The 19,114-nt window shown below is 34.3% G+C and carries 10 protein-coding genes; 7 read left to right on the top strand and 3 right to left on the bottom strand.

The window, feature by feature from the left end:
* Positions 1-2 precede the first annotated feature (2 nt).
* Positions 3-2,882 (bottom strand): triple tyrosine motif-containing protein, encoded by a 2,880-nt coding sequence (locus tag PMI10_RS04285; protein ID WP_007804894.1) that lies wholly within the window; start codon positions 2,880-2,882, stop codon positions 3-5.
* Positions 2,883-3,204: 322 nt separating this feature from the next.
* On the opposite strand from PMI10_RS04285, the gene PMI10_RS04280 reads away from it, so the two are divergent.
* The 7 genes from PMI10_RS04280 to PMI10_RS04250 all read left to right on the top strand — a co-directional run bounded on the left by PMI10_RS04280 (position 3,205) and on the right by PMI10_RS04250 (position 15,712).
* Complete coding sequence (locus tag PMI10_RS04280; protein WP_007804889.1) at positions 3,205-6,291, top strand: SusC/RagA family TonB-linked outer membrane protein; 3,087 nt, start codon at positions 3,205-3,207, stop codon at positions 6,289-6,291.
* Between the two features lie 28 nt (positions 6,292-6,319).
* On the top strand, positions 6,320-7,864 hold the full coding sequence (locus tag PMI10_RS04275) for a RagB/SusD family nutrient uptake outer membrane protein (RefSeq protein WP_007804887.1): 1,545 nt from the start codon (positions 6,320-6,322) through the stop codon (positions 7,862-7,864).
* Between the two features lie 234 nt (positions 7,865-8,098).
* Positions 8,099-9,559: a glycoside hydrolase family 30 protein gene (locus PMI10_RS04270; RefSeq protein ID WP_007804885.1), complete on the top strand. Its 1,461-nt coding sequence runs from the start codon at positions 8,099-8,101 to the stop codon at positions 9,557-9,559.
* Between the two features lie 120 nt (positions 9,560-9,679).
* Positions 9,680-11,938 (top strand): glycoside hydrolase family 3 N-terminal domain-containing protein, encoded by a 2,259-nt coding sequence (locus PMI10_RS04265; RefSeq protein ID WP_007804883.1) that lies wholly within the window; start codon positions 9,680-9,682, stop codon positions 11,936-11,938.
* A gap of 155 nt (positions 11,939-12,093) precedes the next feature.
* On the top strand, positions 12,094-12,933 hold the full coding sequence (locus PMI10_RS04260) for an endonuclease/exonuclease/phosphatase family protein (RefSeq protein ID WP_007804881.1): 840 nt from the start codon (positions 12,094-12,096) through the stop codon (positions 12,931-12,933).
* Positions 12,934-15,162 carry a glycoside hydrolase family 3 N-terminal domain-containing protein gene (locus PMI10_RS04255; protein ID WP_007804879.1) on the top strand — a complete coding sequence of 743 codons (2,229 nt, stop codon included), beginning with the start codon at positions 12,934-12,936 and terminating at the stop codon, positions 15,160-15,162.
* 52 nt (positions 15,163-15,214) lie between these two features.
* Positions 15,215-15,712, top strand: coding sequence for a hypothetical protein (locus PMI10_RS04250; RefSeq protein ID WP_007804876.1), 498 nt, complete (start codon positions 15,215-15,217; stop codon positions 15,710-15,712).
* A gap of 73 nt (positions 15,713-15,785) precedes the next feature.
* On the opposite strand, the gene PMI10_RS04245 is transcribed toward PMI10_RS04250, so the two are convergent.
* Positions 15,786-18,335, bottom strand: a complete 2,550-nt coding sequence (locus PMI10_RS04245; RefSeq protein WP_007804874.1) for a sodium-translocating pyrophosphatase — start codon at positions 18,333-18,335, stop codon at positions 15,786-15,788.
* 108 nt (positions 18,336-18,443) lie between these two features.
* Positions 18,444-18,974 carry an inorganic diphosphatase gene (locus PMI10_RS04240; RefSeq protein WP_007804872.1) on the bottom strand — a complete coding sequence of 177 codons (531 nt, stop codon included), beginning with the start codon at positions 18,972-18,974 and terminating at the stop codon, positions 18,444-18,446.
* Between the last annotated feature and the right edge of the window lie 140 nt (positions 18,975-19,114).

Below are 19,114 nucleotides of genomic sequence, written 5' to 3'. Positions count from 1 at the left end.
CACTAAATACTCATTAAAAACCCAATAAGATTCTCTTTCTTATTCAGACCCAGCTTTTTTCTTAATCGATATCTCGCCAATTCTACTCCACCATTGGATATATTCATGATTTCTGCAATTTCCTTGGTCGACATATTCATTAGTAAATAGGTTGATAAATCTAATTCCCTTGGTGAAATTGTTGGATATTTCTCTTTTAGTCTTTTTAAAAAATCAAAATGTACATTTTTAATATGCTTTTCTAAATCTTTCCAGCTTTTATCGGTATTGACTTCCTTTACGATACTTTTATGAAGTTTATTGAACTCAAATTTCGTCGTATCATCCAAAATATTGGTGTCGATGTCTTTAAGTTTATGAATGATTCCGTTTAAAACTTTGTTTTTCTTTACTACCTGCAAAGAGTTATTTACCAGTTCCTTATCTTTTGCCAGAATTTTAATTTGAAGCTTATCACTTTTCAGTTTTTCAATTTCTTTTTCGAGTTCATGCTGTTCATACCTTATTTTCGATTCTCTTTCCAGATACAAACGCCTTTGCTCAATAGTCTCATAATATTTATTTTTTCTGATTTTTAATTTAATTCTATCCGAAATCACATATACCGCTGTAAGAATTAATAATAAATAGAAAATATAAGCTAAAAAATGTCTGTACCATGGGGGTGAAATAGCAAACTTAATTTCGTTAATTTCCGATAGTACACCAAAACTGTTTTTAGCTCTTAATTTCATAACATAATTCCCTTCTCTTAAATTGGTATATTCCTTTATTGAAATGGCAGACCAATTACGCCATGTATCTTCAAAAGGTTCCAGTTTATAGGAATAAGTAACATTTTCCTGATTTTCGAAAGTCGGAGAAGAAAAAGTAAACTTAACATGATTAGCACTATAGGGTAAGCTGAATTGTTTTTCATTCATTTTTAAATTTCCCGTAATTATAGTATCTCCCGGAAAAGAAAAACTTTCTATAAAAGCAATGGGCTTAGTAATAAATTTATTTGAAATTGTAGCATCATAATGCGTTAATCCATCCGTTAATCCAATAAAAATGTTTTTTGGATCAATTGTATTTACTGAGATATAGTTATTAACCAGATTCCCTGTTAAATTAGAAAAGGGAACTTCATTCCGGATATAACTTCCATTAGCTGATTTTTCCAGTACCCCTAAAGATTCATTAAAAGAGTACCATAAATTACCCTTAGAATCTTCAATCAATGTGTTAATTACAGGGATATTTTTAAAAAGCGTACCTATTTTCCTGTCTTCAAAAAAGCCATCCTGTTCTTTAGAAAATCTATAGAAATGATTCTTAGTCTGAAAATAGATTTTATTATGAATAAATTGCAGACTTCCAATTCCTTTATTAATTGCTGATATTTGTGTGTGCTTTTTTATAGATTCAAATTTTTTTAAGTCATCCGAAAGTTCCATTTGATATAAATATGGACTTTTCTTTAGCCATAAATAATCGTTGTCCAGTTCGACTTCAAAAGTATTGGTGGTTTCATCAAAACCCTCAACCTGATTTACAAATTCAGCCTTGCCTGATACAATTTTAAAAATTGAAAAACCATTATAACTTTCACCAATTGCATATTGAGGATGTTTTGGTATTTGCTTAAAACCGAAATATCCTTTAGTATCTAATATTTTCGAGACTCTGTTATCTTCTATAACTAAAGCCCCACTATTGCTGGAACATAACAACGTATTATTTATAACCTGAACATTCCACGCCTGGGCAATTGTACCTTCAACCCTTTTAAAAGGTTCGTCAACAAAAGAAGCATTCCAGGAATGATAGAATAACCCTTGATTTGTTGCTACGTACAAATTATTCTGATACAAAACTGAAGCATAAACTGTTCCTATATTATAACTATAATCGAAATAGGTAAAAGGAGAATTTTCATTTATAAACGTTATCCCATTATCAAGACCCAGCCAGATATTATCTTTATTATCAACAAATGACGTTAAGATTGTATTGTTTTGAAGTCCCTTTTGGCGGTTTAAATGCTGGATTATTTTTCCATTCAAATCACAAATTATGATACCATTTAAAACTGAATTTAAAACGATAAATTTATTTTTTATGATTGCTCCACCCAGAGAAGTATTCTTTTTTATAAAATCATTTGCCTCGGTATTCCATTCTTTCACTTTATTGTAATCATATACAAAAAGGCCTTTTTCTAAAGTAGCAAGAAGAATTTTATTATCCGGCAACGGAAACATAGCCCAAATTTCTTTATCATTTAGGACTGTAGTACCTTTTAATGGATATAATTTTTGATTTTTATATTCTAAAATACCCAATACTTTATCCTGAAAAAAAAGACGATTGTTTACCAGAAAAGAAAATTGAAACTTTCTTGGAGCATCCACGATATTCAATTTATCATTTTTGTAAAACAGTGCTTTTGTAAAAGATTGAAAAATTACCTCTCCTTTAAAAATATGAATCCTCCATATTAAATTTATATTTTGACTATCCTTTTTAGCAATTAATTTCGAAAGTGAAAAGTATTTTAGTTCCCCTTTTTCATTTGCCTTGAAATAACCAAATTCGTTATTCCCACCAACAAAAATTTTCCCTGAATTATCAATTTTCAAGCTCCTGATTGCAGTATTATTTGGCAAAGAATATTTACGCCATGTAGAACCGTCAAATTGTATTAGTCCACTGTTATTTGCAAAATAAATATTTCCGTTTTTATCCTGATCAATACTCCAATTTTGAGTACCGCCTTTATATTCTGTTCTTTTATAATTTTTAATATTCGGCATTCCGATGTCTTTGACCTGACATAAAGCGTCAAAAGAGAAGAAAAAAAATGTAAGAATGCAAAAAAGCTGATTTCTGAATTTCATGTATTTTATATATAATTCAATTTAACAGTAAATATCACACTTATTAAAACCTGTACTGTCAGTAGGATAAGGACATAAAAGCTTAAATATTTGATTTTTAATAAATGTAGTGTTTTTTTCAACAATTAACATTATAGTAACAGTTATAAATTGTTTTTTAAATATTTGCAAATCAATTAATTAAAATTATTATGATGTGTTTTTGTAAAGTAAATATTTATAGTTTGATGTGTTTTTGTAAGGATTAAAAAATACAAATACTAAAAATTTAACTTTATTATTGCATCAAATTACTAATTAATTAACCAAAATTTTTAGAAAAATGAAATTAACAAAATTACTTATTTTTTGTTTTTCATCTCTGTTGTTCTCAGTTATCACAATGGCACAAGATGTTACTGTAAAAGGAACAATAAACGATGAAAGTGGGCTACCCGTCCCAGGCGCAACAATTTTAATCAAAGGAACGAGCAAAGCAACTGCTTCTGATTTTGATGGAAAATTTCAAATAAATGTTCCTTCAAACGGGATTTTAACAATTAGTTTTGTAGGATATAATACTGTACAGGAAGCTGTAAATGGAAGAACTCAAATTGAAATTAGATTAAAACCGGAATCTCAAAACTTAAATGAGGTAGTGGTTGTAGGATATGGAACTCAAAAGAAAAGTGTTGTTACCGGAGCTATTTCTTCAATAAAAGCAGAACAAATTGCAAATCTATCAGTTGGCTTATCGACACAAGTATTACAAGGACAAGCTGCTGGTGTAACTGTTATGGCACAATCGGGAGCTCCGGGAGCAGGGGCAAAAGTTCGTATTCGCGGGGCCGGATCTAATGGCAATTCTGATCCTATATATGTTGTTGACGGAATGCGTACAAGCAATATCGACTTCCTGGATTCTAACGATATTGAAAAGATGGAAATCTTAAAAGATGCCGCATCTGCAGCTATTTATGGAGCTGATGGTGGTAATGGAGTAGTAATGATTACGACTAAAAAAGGCAAATCAGGATCTATGAAGGTTACTTACAGCAATCAATTTGGTTTTCAATCTTTAAGAACAAAACTAGAAATGATGAATGCTGATCAGTATGTTCAATGGATAGACGAAACAAAACCTGCAGGAAACAGACCAAGTGTAGCTGAGTGGAAAGGCAAAGAAGGAACAAACTGGATTGATGAAGCAGCTGAAGATGCAGCACCAATGCAACACCATACGCTTCAGCTTGCCGGCGGAAATGATGTCTCCACTTTTTTACTTTCAGGCAACTTTTTTACACAAGACGGTATTTTTGGAGGAGACAAAACCAATTTTAAGCGTACAACAGTAAGATTCAACTCCAATCATAAAGTGAGCAAATATTTAGAAGTTGGAGAAAATTTCTCTCTTTCAGTAAATAAACGTAAAGCATTTACCGAGGATGACAGCTTTAATGGTATTATGAATCATGCCATGCTTATGGATCCTGTAACTCCTGTTTTTTATCCGAAGGGAACTACATTACCTCAACATGTTCAGGATGCATTGGCAGCCGGAAAACCAATACCAACTAATGAGAATGGTGAATATTATGGTATCTCTAATTATGTTGACGGAGAAATAGCCAATCCTATTGGACAAATTGCAATTGACCATGGACTAACACAAGAAACCAAAATTATTGGTAATGTATATGCCAACATTAAACCTTTTGAAGGATTTGTTTTTACAACTCGTTATGGTATAGAACAAGCATTCAACAATTATGATGACTGGACTCAAAAATACTGGTGGAATGCAACTAAGGAAAATACTACCAATAGTAAAACTTATAACCAGGGGATTTTTAAAACATGGCTTTTTGAAAACTTTATCACTTACAGCAAAACCATTAATAAACATGAGTTTTCTGCGATGGTGGGTATGTCTGCACAAGATACTGAATATCGTTATTTGAATACACGTACAGCTGGCATGATTAAAGAAGGTGATGAATGGGCACCGGTTGGTGAAGCTCCTGTAGCAGGAACTGTATCAGGTAATATAACGCCTTCATCCATGAATTCATATTTTGGACGTCTTACTTATTCATACGATAATAAATATTTATTCCAGGCTTCTTTGAGAAATGACAATTCTTCTCTTTTTGCACCTGATAAACGTGCCGGATATTTTCCTGCTGTATCTGCAGGCTGGATAATCTCAAATGAAGCATTTTGGCCAATTGAACAGGTAAACCACTTAAAATTAAGAGCTTCCTGGGGTGAAAACGGATCTACGTCTAACATTGGAGCTGGTCAATGGAGAGCCTTTATTACAAAAGATGGTTTAAAATACCCTGATGTCCTTGGTAATTATCACCCTGTTGGAGAACTTAAGGCATTACCAAATGAAGACATTACCTGGGAAACTACTGAGCAAACCGATTTAGGATTTGATGTAAGAGCTTTTGACAACAGATTAACATTTGGTTTTGATTACTATAAAAAAATAACAAGAGATTTATTAACTCCTTCTTCACCTCCTTTATCTACAGGTTATCCTGCTCCATATGCAAATGCAGGTGATGTAACAAATAAAGGTTTCGAGATCGAAGCGGGATGGAGAGATTCAAAACATCAATTAAAATATGGTATAAATCTTAATTTAACTACCATTAAAAATGAAGTAACCTATTTAAATCCATTACTTACAAGAGTTGATGGAGCCAGTCTTCCTGTATTAGGAACTGTAACTTCTTTTGAATTAGGAAAACCGGTTTGGTATTTTAGAGGATATAAAACAAATGGTATTTTCCAGAATCAGGCACAAGTAGATGCGTATAAGACATCATTAGGAAATGTTACAACCTGGAATCCTACACCCGGAGAAGCTATAGTGGTTGATACTAATGGTGATGGTGATATTACTGATCAGGACAAAACATACATTGGAGATCCTCATCACGATTTAATAATTGCTACAACTATTGACTTCGAATACAAAGGTTTTGATCTTAAATTTTTTGTTCAGGGGGCATTTGGAGGAGAAAACTTCTTAGCATTAGCCAGAGTTGATAACCCGAAGTCAAATCGCCCATCATTCTTTTACACCGACAGATGGACAGGGGAAGGAAGCACCAATAGTTTTCCAAAAGCTTCTTATAGCGACCCTATTCTTTACACCAGTGATTTAATGGTTCAGGATGCATCCTATGTTAAAATCAAACAAATACAATTAGGATATAATTTCAAATCAGAGTTATTGGATCAAATTAAAGTATCCAACTTAAGAATATATATTTCACTTGATGATTATTTCACATTTACAAAATACAAGGGAATTGATCCTGAAGTAGGAAGCTTTTCAAATAACTCACAAGGTATTGACAGAGGTTTGTATCCAAATGCCAGCCGTATCATGACAGGATTGTCAGTAACATTTTAATTCAAGACGAATACAAAAATAAATAACGATGAAAAAATTAATTTATAAAATATCATTTATTGCAGGGCTGGCTATTATGCTGATATCCTGTGCAGACGATTTCTTAGATCAGCCGGTTTATGGTGTTCTCCCTGCTGATGATTATTTCAAAACCGAAGAAGAACTTCAGGAAGGTGTGCTTTCATGCTATGACGTTTTACAATGGGCATATGCAGCTGACTGGAATTCAATGTATGTTGTAAAATCATTTCCTTCAGATGAAACACACGCTGGCGGTGGTTCAGATGGTGACCAGCCGCCATACCAACAATTAGATGACTTCTCTTATACAGCTGAAAACAAACCAATTGAACATTCTTTTAAAGCGATGTATTTTGGAGTTATGAGAGCTAATGCAATTATAAATATTGCAAAAGACGATACTCCGGCGAAAAAGCAAATGATAGCTGAAGCCAAAGCTTTAAGAGCCTTTTTTTACTTTGAATTAGTTTCAATGTGGGGAGGCGTTCCATTAAGATTAAAAATTCCAACAGCATCAGAATTTGCAATGGCAAAATCGACACCTGAAGAAATTTATGCACAAATACACAAAGATTTGAACGAAGCAATTCCGAATCTGCCTAAAAAAAGTGAATACGCTGCCGCAATGCGTTTTAGAATGTCAAAAGGTACTGCTCAGGCTATAAATGGAAAAGCTTATTTATATCAAAAAATGTATCCTGAATCAGCCGATGCATTTGATGATGTTATTACTTCAAATGAATATAATCTTGCTCCTGATTATTCAAAACTATTTTTAAAGGAATCAGAATATGGATTGGAATCTTTATTTGAAATTGGCTACGTTACTTCTGCAGGTTATGATTGGGGAAATTTCCAATGGGGAGGAAATCGTGCGATGGAAAACAATGTTAACTGGCAATTGATGGGACCCAGAGCGGCTAGTTTTGTAGCAGGAACTTCAGGGCTTCTGCCTGGTTGGGGATTTAATTATCCAACAGCTAAAATGGCAGATGCTTTTGATGCAGAAGGCGATATGGTTAGAAAAAATGCGTCAATATTATCAGTAGCAGATCTTAGATCAAAATACGGTGGTGACTGGACAGAAGACTGGACAATCCCTAATCCTGTATGGGGAATGGAGGGTTACTTTAGACTAAAATATGGTTCTTTGGCTTCTGAAACAGGCACACCTGTTGCAGAATTGAATTATGGAACAAATGTAAGATTAATTAGATATGCTGACGTTCTGTTAATGGCCGCAGAAGCAAATCTTTTAGCAGGAAATGTTTCAACAGCACAAGGTTATTTTACTGAAGTACGTGACAGGGTAGACTTACCGGTTAAAATTGTTACCCTGGATGCGATCAAAACAGAAAGAAGATTAGAGCTTGCATTTGAAGGATTTAGGTACTTGGATTTAATTCGTTGGGGTGATGCCGCAACTGTTCTTAAAAACCAAGGATTTAAAAAGAATGGAAACTTTGCAGACAAACACAATTTATATCCAATACCTGCTGCAGAAATTCTTAACAATAATAAAATGACACCAAATCCGGGTTGGGGCAATTAAGCTCTGAATTAAAATTAGTGAATGAATTGACATTATTCACAAAAAATATTTCTCTACAAAAACATGAAAAATGTATTCACTTTAATAATTGTGAATTATTTTAAGTTAAGTTTTAAGTTAAGTTTGGTTGTTAGAATAGCCCATCTTCTTTATGATTATGGGCTATTTTTTAAACCAATGCTAAATAAAATAATGAGTTTTAAATCTAAGTTTTAATTATTTAAAACATTTGCAATGAAAAAAATCGGCTTTATTATTACTTGTTTATGTTTTTCTTCTACTGTGTTTTCACAAGCGAAGAGCCAAAAACAACAACAGGAATTCTCTACTAAAAATAAAAAAATTACAGTTTATACTACAGCTGAAAATTCGAATTTAAAATTAACTTCCACCGATAATTTAGTATTCTCAGCCTCTAAACAGCCTTTAGAAACTGAAACTTCTATTTTTGTGGAACCTTCAAAAAAGTTTCAAAAATTTATGGGAATTGGTGGCGCCGCAACCGATGCCAGTGCTGAAGTTTTTGCAAAACTTTCAAAAGAAAAACAAACTGAATTTCTGAATGCCTATTATGATAAACAAAAAGGGATTGGCTATTCATTGCTAAGAACAACGATACAAAGCTCTGATTTTAGCAGCGGAAGCTATTCTTATATCAAAGAAGGAGATAAAGATTTGAAGACTTTTTCTATTGAACATGACAAACAATACCGTATACCATTAATAAAACAAGCCATAAAAACGGCAGGAGGAAAATTAACCACATATGCTACTCCGTGGTCGCCAAATGCTTTTATGAAAAGCAATAATAACGTTTTGAAAGGCGGAACATTACTGCCTGAGTATTATCAGACATGGGCTAATTTTTATGTTAAATTTATAAAAGTCTACGAAAAAGAAGGAATTCCAATTTGGGGAACCTCAACTCAAAACGAACCAATGGCGGTTCAATCCTGGGAATCTTGTATTTACACTGCAGAAAACGAAAGAGATTTTATAAAAAATTATCTGGGACCAACTTTGAAAAAAGAAAAACTCAATAATGTAAAAATTATAATTTGGGATCATAATCGTGATTTAATGAACCAGAGAGCTAACGTTATTTATTCTGATCCCGAAGCTTCAAAATATGTTTGGGGTACAGGTTTTCACTGGTACGAAACATGGTCCGGAGGTTTACCAATGTTTGATAATGTTAGAAAAGTACATGAAGCTTATCCCGACAAAGGTCTTTTATTTACCGAAGGTTGTGTCGAAAGATTTGATGCCGCAAAATACCAATTCTGGCCAAATGCAGAAAAATACGGCATCGCTATGATAAACGATTTTAATAACGGAACAAATGGCTGGACTGACTGGAATATACTTTTAGATCAAAATGGAGGTCCAAATCATGTGGGGAATTTTTGCTTTGCACCGATCCATGCCGATACAACTACAGGAGAATTAATTTACACTCCGTCCTATTATTATATTGGACATTTCTCAAAATTCATTCATTTAAATGCAGTTCGTATCAGTTCCGCAGTAAGTAAAAGCAATTTATTAAGTACTTCATTTCTAAATACCGACGGAACTGTGGCAACTATTGTAATGAACCAGACTGATAAAGAAATAAATTACAATCTTATTATAGCTTCTGAAAAAATACTAGTCAAAATACCTGCGCACGCCATACAAACTTTAGTTTATTAAAGGTTTTATCTTACAAAAACAATATCTTGTATGATAATGGCAGCTTAAGGTCAAATTTAATTCGAGCAATAGATTATTCTAAAAATATTCATTTGTTCCAATCTTAATTAAAATTACAAAATGAAAAATGCAATTTTGCTACTATTCGCTTTCTCCATTTGTGGAACAGCATGGAGTCAGGTAAATAAAAAAACTGAGATTGACACCAAAGTCTCTGAGTTACTTTCAAAAATGACCCTTGAAGAAAAAGTGGGTCAAATGACTCAGATTACCGTAACCATTTTTGAAGACCCAAAAAGACCGGGTTATTTTGAACCTTCAAAATTAAAACAGGGAATACAGGACTATCATATTGGTTCGATTTTAAATGTTCCAAATCCTGGCGCTCCAACATTAAAAAGATGGCAGGAAACTATGACTGCAATTTCTAATGAAGCCAATAAAACAAGGCTTAAAATTCCGGTTTTATATGGTATCGATGCTATTCATGGGGCAAGTTATACAACTGGGGCAACCTTATTTCCACAGCAAATAGGACTTGCTGCTACTTTTAATACCGATTTAGTAAAACGTGGTGCCGAGATTTCTGCTTACGAAACCAGGGCTTCGTCAATTCCCTGGGTTTTTTCTCCCGATTTAGATTTCCCAAGAAATCCGGCCTGGTCAAGAATGTGGGAATCCTTTGGAGAAGATGCTTATCTCTCATCAAAAATGGCCGTAGCATTAGTGGATGGTTTTGAAGGAAATAATATAGGGTCTAAATATAGTGTTGCTTCCTGTATGAAACATTATATTGGTTACGGAAGTACAACAACAGGAAAAGACAGAACTCCAAGTATAATACCGGAACGTCTCCTAAGACAATACGATTTAACGATTTATGAGGCCGCCATTAAAGCCGGAGCAAAAAGTGTCATGGTAAGTTCGGGTGAAATAAACGGAACTCCCGTGCATGCAAGTAAACATCTGATAACTGATATCCTAAAAAATGAGCTGGGCTTTACAGGAGTTGTAGTAACAGACTGGAAAGATATCATCTACCTAAACACAAGACATAAAGTTGCAGAAACCAAGCGCGATGCAGTAAGAATAGCAGTTATGGCCGGTATTGATATGAGTATGGTACCCGAAGATTTTTCTTTTTATACTGATTTAATTGATTTAGTTCAAAAAGGCGAAGTTCCCATGTCAAGAATCGATGATGCCGTAACGCGAATTTTAAGAATGAAATTCGAGTTGAATTTATTTCAGAATGCTGTAGCCAATTTAAAAGATTATCCAAAATTTGGATCGGCAGAACATATTCAGGAAGCTTACAAAACGGCGGCAGAATCGATTACTTTATTAAAAAACACAGCTACAGCCCTGCCATTGAATAAAAATGAAAAAGTACTAATTACAGGGCCTACGGCGAATAGCATGAAATACCTGAACGGAGGCTGGTCATACACCTGGCAGGGTGAAAATTCAGATACTTATGCTGCTGATAAATTAACTATTCTGGAAGCTTTTCAAAACAAACTAGGAAAAGAGAATGTATTTTATACACCAGGTGCCGATCTTGAAAAAGAGGATGATTCTGCTATCGAAAAAGCTGTTGAATTAGCAAAAAATGCTTCCAAAATAGTTTTGTGTTTAGGCGAGAAAAATTACACCGAAACCCCTGGCGACATTAGTAATATTTACATGAGTGATTCGCAAATTAAATTGGCATTGGCCTTATCAAAATTAAACAAACCGATAATTTTAGTGCTAAATGAAGGAAGACCAAGATTAATCAGTGATTTTGAAGATAAAATGAGCGCTGTTATTCAATGTTATCTTCCCGGAAATGAAGGAGCAAGAGCTTTGGTTGATATTATTTACGGTGACGTAAATCCTAGCGGAAGATTACCATATAATTATCCGAGATATCCAAATTCCTTAGAAAAATACAATCGAAAATACACGGAGAGCATTTCTGAAGGTGAACAAAATGATGACGCTAAATATGAAAAAAGCTATTTGCCACAGTATGAATTTGGAACAGGATTATCCTATACCATTTTTACATATTCTAATTTAAAAATTGATAAACCTGAAATCAATTCCAATGATGAAATCAATGTTTCTGTAGAAGTTACAAACTCTGGTAAAAAAGCTGGTAAAGAATCCGTTTTATTATACCTGTCTGATAATTTTGCTTCAATTACACCGGAATTTAAAGCCCTTAAAAGATTCGACAAAATTAGTTTAGAACCGAACGAAACCAAAACAGTAAAGTTTACACTGAACCAAAAAGATTTGCAATTTGTGAATGAAGATTTAAAATGGATTTCTGAAAAAGGGACATTTACAATTCAGATTTCAAACTTGAAAAAGGATTTTTCTTTGAAATAAAATCAGAATAAAAAAAGCATTCAAAAAAGTGAAAGGTGTTAAAAAAAACAATATTAACCGTAAGATAAAGTCAATAGTTAATTATTTTGTTACATTAGTTTTTCCCATGAAATCCCATAAAACATTGGGCATTTTCTAAATTAAAATTATTTTATATGAAAAAATTTAATGTTCTGTCTTCCGTTTTAATGCTGCTTTTTGTCAGCCTCTCTTCTTATGGTCAAAACTTAAAAATTATGACCTATAATATTCGTTTGGATATTGCTTCTGACGGAGAAAATGCATGGCCAAACCGAAAGGATTTTTTTACTTCCCAAATTCAGTTTTACAGCCCGGATATTTTTGGGGTTCAGGAAGCAACACCAAATCAGGTTGTTGATATAGCTTCAGCTTTGCCGGATTATAACAAATTTGGAATAGGCAGAGAAGATGAAGGAAAAGGCGAAGCCTGTACGATTTATTATAAAAAAAACCGTTTTAAAATAGAACAATCCAATACATTCTGGTTGTCTGAGACCCCAAATATTGTGTCAAAAGGTTGGGATGCCGCTTGTAATCGAATTTGTACGTATGCTCTTTTTAAAGATTTAAAAACGAAAAAATTATTTTGGGTTTTTAACACTCATCTTGATCATATTGGTAATGAAGCGAGAGTCAAAGGTGTTCAACTCATTTTGTCAAAAATAAAAGAAGTTAATACTAAAGAATATCCTGTAGTTTTTATGGGTGATTTTAATTCAGAACCAAATACCCCGCAAATTATTGAAATTAGAAAAGTAATGGATGATACTAAAGACGTTTCAAAAGAAAAGCCTTTTGGGCCTTCCGGGACTTTTAATGATTTCAATCATAAGGAACCCGTTACACTTCTAATAGATTATATTTTTATTTCTAAAAACAGCAGTTTTAAAGTTCTGAAACATGCAGTTTTGAGCGATTCTAAAGATTTGAAATATCCTTCAGACCACCTTCCCGTCTATATTGAAATTAATTAAATGAAAAAAATAACCACATTTACCTTGTTGATAATCTCACTTTTTGCAGTCGCTCAACAACAAACAATCGATCAAAAAGTAAATACCTTATTGGAAAAAATGACCATTGAAGAAAAAATTGGTCAGCTTAATCAATATACAGGCGATAATTCGGCAACTGGTCCAATTACAATAAATCCGAATAAACAAGCCGAAATAAAAGCTGGTTTAATAGGTTCAATGTTAAACGTTATCGGAACAAAATACACCCGACAATATCAGGAACTGGCGATGCAGTCCCGTCTTAAAATTCCGTTGTTGTTTGGTCAGGATGTAATTCACGGATACAAAACAACTTTTCCAATTCCGTTAGCAGAAGCGGCAAGCTGGGATTTACCTGCAATTGAATTGGCTGCCAGAATAGCTGCGACAGAAGCTGCTGCGAGTGGAATTCACTGGACATTTGCTCCAATGGTAGATATCGCCCGCGACCCGCGTTGGGGACGTGTGATGGAAGGCGCTGGCGAAGACACTTATTTGGGCTCTAAAATTGCTTATGTCAGAGTAAAAGGTTTTCAGGGGAATAAATTGGGAGATTTAAACTCAGTTATGGCTTGTGTAAAACATTTTGCCGCTTATGGTGCCGCAACAGGCGGAAGAGATTATAATTCTGTTGACATGAGTGAACGTATGTTGTTTGAAACCTATTTACCTCCTTTTAAAGCTGCTCTTGATGCCGGTGCTGCAACATTTATGAATTCATTTAATGATTTGAACGGAATTCCTGCTACCGGTAATGTACATCTGCAACGCGATATTTTAAAAGGAAAATGGAACTTTCAGGGATTTGTAGTTTCAGATTGGGGTTCTATCGGAGAAATGGTCGCACACGGTTATTCAAAAGATCTTAAAGCTGCAGCACTTTCTGCGATTACAGCAGGAAGTGATATGGATATGGAGAGCAATGCATACCGTTATAATTTAGCCGAATTGGTTAAAGAAGGTAAAGTTTCTGTTGATTTGATTGATGATGCAGTAAAACGCATTCTTCGTAAAAAATTCGAATTAGGATTATTTGAAGATCCATACCGATATTCAGATGAAAAAAGAGCTGAAAAAGCTTTAAACAATCCTGAAAACAGAAAAGCAGCGCTTGAAGTAGCTGAGAAAAGTATCGTTTTATTAAAGAATGACAACCAAACATTACCACTTTCTAAAAACCTGAAAACAATTGCATTTATCGGACCAATGGTTAAAGAATACAAAGCAAATATGGGATTCTGGTCCGTTGAATTACCAGATGTAGATTACGATAAATGGGTAGTTTCGCAATGGGATGGTTTGCAGAATAAAGTGGGTAAAAACACAAAATTGCTTTACGCCAAAGGCTGTGAAGTTGACGGAGATAATAAAGACGGTTTTGCCGAAGCTGTTGCAACAGCCAAACAAGCCGATGTTGTGATTTTGAGTATAGGAGAAAGACGAGACATGAGCGGCGAAGCCAAAAGCCGAAGCAATCTTCATTTGCCAGGCGTTCAGGAAGATTTAGTAAAAGCAATTCAGGCAACAGGAAAACCGGTTGTAGTTTTAATAAATGCCGGAAGACCACTTATTTTTAATTGGACAGCAGATAATGTTCCTGCAATTGTTTATACCTGGTGGCTGGGTACTGAAGCAGGAAACGCTATTGCTAATGTTCTGTTTGGAGATTATAACCCTTCCGGGAAATTGCCAATGACTTTTCCGAGAGAAGTGGGTCAGATTCCAATTTATTATAATCATTTTAGTACCGGAAGACCTGCTCCGAATGAAGATGCAACCGGATATGTATCAGCTTATATTGATTTAAAAAACTCTCCCAAATTTCCTTTTGGATATGGATTAAGCTATACGAAATTCAATTATAGTGGTTTGAAATTATCTTCAGCTAAAATGAAGAAAAAGGAAACCATTAAAGTTTCTTTTCAATTATCAAATGTTGGAAAAGTTGCCGGAGAAGAAGTTGTTCAGTTGTATCTAAAAGATAAATTCGGATCTGTTGTAAGACCGATTTTAGAACTAAGGGATTTTCAAAAAGTGAAATTAAATGCTGGAGAATCTAAAACTATTGAGTTTACGATTGATAAAGAAAAACTTTCTTTCTATAATGATAAATTAGAATGGATTGCTGAACCAGGCGATTTTGAAGTCATGATTGGAGCTTCATCTGCAGATATTAAACTGAAATCCAGTTTTGAATTAGTAAATTAAAAACCGGTTTTAACAGAAAAAAATTACATTTGCTGTAAATAATTTAGACCAAATGACAATTACAAATAAGCCTTTATCTGAAGATGAAAAAAAGACACTCAAAAAGGCATTTAAAATTCGTTTTATTCTGGCTGTATTTTTCCTGTTGCCTTTATTTTGTTTACTGCTAATTACATCTAATATTACCATTCAGCAATTTGTGGATTCTGATTATGACGGAATGTCATTTTTTGTTCTGGGATTAATAATTATAGTAGTCTTTTTAGTTTTTAAATATGTAATTCCATTTTACATGAAAGCATATAAAAACACTAAAGAAATTAACAAATTGGTAATAGCTACGCATGTTATAAATTTAGAAAAAAAAATCACTCCAAAAGGAATTAGACACATCATAACAACTGAATACAGAACAATCGACCAATGGACGACATCGATCCTTGACCATCAAACACCATTTTATTTTTCAGATGCGTATGTTGGAATGTCATTAGAAATTCATTGTTTGGAGAATAATAAAACAGATATTCTTAGGATCAAAAAAACGTAGTTAAAAAAATGCCTCTAAAATTTAGAGGCATTTTTTATTTCTAAAAGCTTTGACAAAGCAATATAAGATATCTTTATTTCGCAGCTTCAATTTTTTCTTTCACTTCAGCTTCTGTTCCTTCAAAAACTTCTGTCGTAGTTTTTCCGTTTTCGGTTTTCGTTACTGTTCCAACCGTAACGCCATTTGTTGTAGACAAATTAACCTCAACACGATTTTTATCATATTTTCTGGTATCAAAACAATCCGTTTTTTGGTGAACATATTTTCCGTTTGCATCGTAATGTGCTAAACATTTTGCTGTTTCTTCGGCTGTGCAGCCTTTTTCTTTGCACATTTTAATACATTCTTCTTTAGTCATTCCTGCCATATCTCCACATTTGGAAACTCCGCCTGTATGCATTTCCATTTTACAGCACGAACCTTTTTCGATAATGGCTGAAGACGAATGTCCTTCTCCTAAAATTGGCGCAACTACCAAACCAATCAGACAAGTCAACTTGATTAAGATATTCATTGATGGCCCTGAAGTATCTTTAAACGGATCTCCAACGGTATCACCCGTTACAGCAGCTTTGTGTGCATCAGAACCTTTATACGTCATTTCGCCATTGATCATGACCCCTGCTTCAAAAGATTTCTTGGCATTATCCCACGCACCTCCGGCATTGTTTTGAAAAACTGCCCAAAGTACACCGGAAACGGTAACTCCTGCCATATATCCACCCAACATTTCAGCAACCAATTGATTGTTATCTGCATAAACTAATTTCCCTAATAATACAATTGCAATCGGGAAACCTATTGTCAAGATTCCAGGCAGCATCATTTCACGTAAAGCAGCTTTTGTTGAGATTTCTACACATTTTCCGTACTCCGGTTTTCCGGTCCCTTCCATAATTCCTGGAATTTCCTTAAACTGACGACGAACTTCATACACCATATCCATCGCAGCTTTTCCAACCGAATTCATAGCCAAAGCTGAGAAAACTACGGGAATCATTCCGCCCACAAATAACATGGCTAATACAGGTGCTTTAAAAATATTGATTCCGTCAATTCCTGTAAAAGTTACATATGCTGCAAATAATGCTAACGAAGTTAAAGCTGCAGAAGCAATTGCAAATCCTTTTCCGGTTGCTGCGGTTGTATTTCCTACTGAATCTAAAATATCAGTTCTGGTACGTACTTCTTTTGGTAATTCGCTCATTTCGGCAATTCCTCCGGCGTTGTCTGATATCGGTCCGAAAGCATCAATTGCCAATTGCATAGCTGTAGTTGCCATCATTGCAGAAGCTGCCAAAGCCACACCATAAAAACCAGCCAAAGCATACGAAATCCAGATTGCTGCAGCAAATAATAATACTGTTGGAAAAGTAGAAATCATTCCGGTTGCCAAACCTGCAATAACGTTTGTTCCCGCTCCCGTTGATGATTTTTGCACAATAGCCATTACCGGTTTTGTACCTAATCCTGTATAATATTCCGTAACTGAAGAAATTGCTCCTCCAACTACCAATCCGACTAATGTGGCATAAAAAACACGCATTGATGAAATATCTCTGGAACCTTCGCCAAAAAAAGTCATCTGCATAGTTTCCGGAAGCATATGCTGTACTAAAAAGAAACAGGCAATTGCAGTTAAAACAATCGAAACCCAGTTTCCTATATTTAATGCTTTTTGCACTTGTGCTTCTTTAGCATTATCATCAGATATTTTCACTAACATGGTTCCGATAATGGAGAATAAAATTCCGAAACCGGCAATTGCCATAGGAAGTAAAATTGGACCAATTCCTCCAAAAGCATCCTGAATATTGCCTCCCATATCTTTGATTACGTAGTTACCTAACACCATTGCCGCCAGGACTGTTGCTACATAAGATCCAAATAAATCGGCTCCCATACCTGCCACATCACCTACGTTGTCTCCTACATTATCTGCAATTGTTGCAGGATTACGAGGATCGTCTTCCGGGATTCCAGCTTCAACTTTACCTACTAAATCAGCTCCAACATCGGCAGCTTTCGTGTAAATTCCACCACCAACTCTGGCAAATAAAGCAATTGATTCTGCTCCGAGAGAAAATCCGGCCAATGTTTCCAGAACAACGGTCATTGTTTCGGTATCTTTCCAGACGCCACCGGATAAAAGATTAAAGAAAATTATAAAGAAACCTGTTAAACCTAACACTGCCAGACCTGCAACACCTAAACCCATTACGGTCCCTCCGCCAAAAGAAACTTTTAAAGCCTGCGGTAAACTTGTACGAGCTGCCTGAGTGGTTCTGACGTTTGTTTTTGTTGCTATTTTCATTCCCATATTTCCCGCTAAAGCTGAAAAAAATGCTCCAAAAATGAATGCTACTACTATTAATAAATGTGTTTTAACTCCCGGAATAAAAGTAATTCCGGCTAACGCAATACTTGCAATAATTACAAAGATTGTCAATAATTTGTATTCTGCTTTTAAAAAGGCGAGTGCCCCTTCGTAAATGTGATCTGAAATCTCTTTCATTTTGCCATCACCAGCATCTTGTTTTAAAACCCAAGTCCTTTTTATTCCCATGAAAAGTAATCCAATAATTGCCATAACAATTGGCAAGTAAATCATAAATGCATTCATATTTTAATGGTTTTGGTTAATAGTCAACAAACTAACTAAACGAATTTAAACAAAAAAGCAATACTCCTGACGGGGTATTGCTTTTTTTATAAAATATGAACCTAAAAATTATTTAATACTAAATAATCCTTCTGGTTTATTCTCAATATCATCAAAACGCTTTGTACATTCAGCAATAATTGCAAATGCTTCGTTTATATCTCCCCATCCTTCAACATCTACTTTTTTGTTTTCAAGATCTTTGTAAACCTGGAAGAAATGCTCGATTTCTTTTAATAAATGCGGATTAATATCCGAAAGGTTTTCTAATGAATTCCAGATTGGATCAGAAACTGGTACACAAATAATTTTTTCATCCGGTCCTTTATCATCAGCCATGTGGAAAACACCAATTGGTTTTACTTCAATAACACATCCTGGAAAAGTTGGTTCGTTTATCAAAACCAATACATCAAGAGGGTCACCGTCAAGAGCTAAAGTTTCCGGAATAAATCCGTAATCTGCCGGGTACATCATTGAAGAGAACAACATTCTGTCGAAACGCATTCTTTTGATTTCAAAATCGTACTCATATTTATTTCTGCTTCCTCTTGGTATTTCGATTAATACATCGAAAGTTGTTAGTTTGTCTGCGGTCATTTTTACTATTTATTATTTCTATAATTTCTTCCCGATAATATTTAAATTTTGGTTGTCAGGAACCCACTTTATTTCATCGGAATATTTTTTAATTTTGTGGGTTTCGATTGCAAAAGTAACCCAAAGAATCCTTTTTTACA

This window comes from Flavobacterium sp. CF136, assembly GCF_000282055.1.
Taxonomy (GTDB): domain Bacteria; phylum Bacteroidota; class Bacteroidia; order Flavobacteriales; family Flavobacteriaceae; genus Flavobacterium.
Note: the sequence above shows the minus strand (reverse complement) of the source record. Positions and strands in the feature narration are given on the sequence as shown.

Excerpts from the sequence above, each read along its gene's own strand:
- PMI10_RS04285 (WP_007804894.1), bottom strand. The coding sequence starts at position 2,882 with ATGAAATTCAGAAATCAGCTTTTTTGCATTCTTACATTTTTTTTCTTC.
- PMI10_RS04260 (WP_007804881.1), top strand. The coding sequence starts at position 12,094 with ATGAAAAAATTTAATGTTCTGTCTTCCGTTTTAATGCTGCTTTTTGTC.
- PMI10_RS04245 (WP_007804874.1), bottom strand. The coding sequence starts at position 18,335 with ATGAATGCATTTATGATTTACTTGCCAATTGTTATGGCAATTATTGGA.
- PMI10_RS04240 (WP_007804872.1), bottom strand. The coding sequence starts at position 18,974 with ATGACCGCAGACAAACTAACAACTTTCGATGTATTAATCGAAATACCA.
- PMI10_RS04255 (WP_007804879.1), top strand. The coding sequence starts at position 12,934 with ATGAAAAAAATAACCACATTTACCTTGTTGATAATCTCACTTTTTGCA.
- PMI10_RS04280 (WP_007804889.1), top strand. The coding sequence starts at position 3,205 with ATGAAATTAACAAAATTACTTATTTTTTGTTTTTCATCTCTGTTGTTC.
- PMI10_RS04275 (WP_007804887.1), top strand. The coding sequence starts at position 6,320 with ATGAAAAAATTAATTTATAAAATATCATTTATTGCAGGGCTGGCTATT.
- PMI10_RS04270 (WP_007804885.1), top strand. The coding sequence starts at position 8,099 with ATGAAAAAAATCGGCTTTATTATTACTTGTTTATGTTTTTCTTCTACT.
- PMI10_RS04265 (WP_007804883.1), top strand. The coding sequence starts at position 9,680 with ATGAAAAATGCAATTTTGCTACTATTCGCTTTCTCCATTTGTGGAACA.
- PMI10_RS04250 (WP_007804876.1), top strand. The coding sequence starts at position 15,215 with ATGACAATTACAAATAAGCCTTTATCTGAAGATGAAAAAAAGACACTC.